Source organism: Rothia sp. HMSC075F09 (genome assembly GCF_001810515.1).
Taxonomy (GTDB): Bacteria; Actinomycetota; Actinomycetes; order Actinomycetales; family Micrococcaceae; genus Rothia.
Genome location: NZ_KV801777.1, coordinates 12,520 through 14,311 on the forward strand (window position 1 = coordinate 12,520; position 1,792 = coordinate 14,311).

General features: G+C 52.0%; 2 protein-coding genes. Both read right to left on the reverse strand.

Annotated elements, in window-relative coordinates:
* Nucleotides 1–797 (reverse strand): peptide ABC transporter ATPase (locus tag HMPREF2749_RS01870; protein ID WP_246823481.1); only part of this gene is annotated, 797 nt, incomplete at its 3' end.
* A gap of 349 nt (nt 798–1,146) precedes the next feature.
* Nucleotides 1,147–1,792 (reverse strand): DUF6318 family protein (locus tag HMPREF2749_RS01875; RefSeq protein ID WP_070593237.1); only part of this gene is annotated, 646 nt, incomplete at its 5' end.

Genomic DNA, 1,792 nt, shown 5'->3' on the forward strand with positions numbered 1-1,792 from the left:
TCGGGCCAGTCGCGGTGCAACGAATACTCCGTATCCCCATCACCATTATCGTTCAGGTGCCAACGCTGACCGGTACGAATATCGGCCTTGCGCAGACGCGGGTTCGGGTTATCCGGCTTGCCCATAGTCGGATCGTTCTTGCAGCCCCAGCGAGTGTCGTCGTAGCTGCAGTCACCTGCCACGCGTCCCACATCAACCCACCACACACGCACCAGCAACGGGTCACTGGTCGCCTGCGGGGTCACTTCCATCATCTGCCACGGGCCACCATCCACACGGAAACGAGCCGTGTAGTGCACGGTCGCATACGCGTGGAAGTTGCCAGAGCGCTGGTAGGCGTAACTCGTTGCGGTTTCACGCGGGCGTTCACGGGGATAGGTGGTCACGGGCTGACCTGCCGTGTAGTGGGTGTCTGTATCTCCGTTGCCGTACTCGATGACATAGGAGGAGGGCATGAGCTCAATTTCGACGTGTCCGGCGAGCATGTCTGCTTCGAGGCGGTAGGGGCCTCCGTCATCGACGTAGAAGTTGATCTGGTCGCCCTTGTAGACGTTGGGGTCGCCTTCTGCTCGGCCAGTGCCTGCGGGGTTGTTATAGGACTGATGCAGGGTCGGCTTACCCGGTTCTAGCGATTCTGCTGCGTGGCGGATTTCCTCCATGACTTCTTCGTAGGTCGGGCCGGTGGGACCTGGGCTGTCGGCACTGGTGAAGGTGCGGGTATTGTTCGGGATGCAACTAGCAGAGGAAGGGCTTCGGGGACTTCCGTGATCTACAGGAATGCCAGATTCAAGCGACATATTTGTGAACTTGAATGTTCCTATTCTTCCGTCTTTGGTTGTGCATGACATAATATTGGGATTTTCGTTGGCGTAGGTAACTTTTACGCCGTTTCCCTGATTTACCGTGGAATAAGTATATTGTTGCTGAATTTCCTGGTTGGCATTATCTGCACCTGTATTTTTCTCATCGTAACCATCTTGACTGCCTCGCGAAGTAGTTGTTTCAACTTCGATTTGGCAAACTTTAGCTGATGTGTCAGAACAAGGCGCAGTAATAACGTATGCATCAACGTTAGTGGTACCGCAAAATCCTAGAATGCAAGATAGAGAAAAAATCCCACTGCATTTTATTATTTTGTTCATTATTTTAGTCTTCTACCTGTTCGTAACCGATAATTTTCCATGAAGAGTCGGAGTACTTAAATTCAAATTTCCAGGTGTCATTATCCTTCTGGATATTTCGGTTTCGGTGCCATTCTCCGGTAGGCTCCACAAGAGTTATATAATTCCACTCGCGATATGCCTTCCAAAAATAGGTTTCCCCATCCTCAGACCACGGATTTCCATCAGCAACATAGTTGTCAATGCCATCAATAATCCACCCGCCGCGCTTATACAAGTCCTCAAAGCTCTTATATCCCTTAAGTTCACTTTCAAAATTACTGGAAATGTATTTTCGGGATTCCGTAAAATCGCCTACTTGAATTCCGTAATTAGTCCATTTCACCCAAGCATCCATCGTCTTACGGATACCTTCAATAGACTTCTCACGATAGCCCTCTTCAGGGGCGTTAGGCTTCGGCACGTTCTGAGCAGGACCATATTTGTCAGCCTTACGGTATTCACCATCCGGCGCCTTCGAACCACCCGAGTAGCCTCGAACAGTAGAAGGGGTCGCGCTCGCCGAAGGCGAGCCAGACGCCGCCGCAGATGCCGAGGCAGTTTCACTCGGCACGACGGATGCGGTGGCTGCCGCCTCGCTATTTGCCTGCTGGCCACACGCCGCAAGCAGG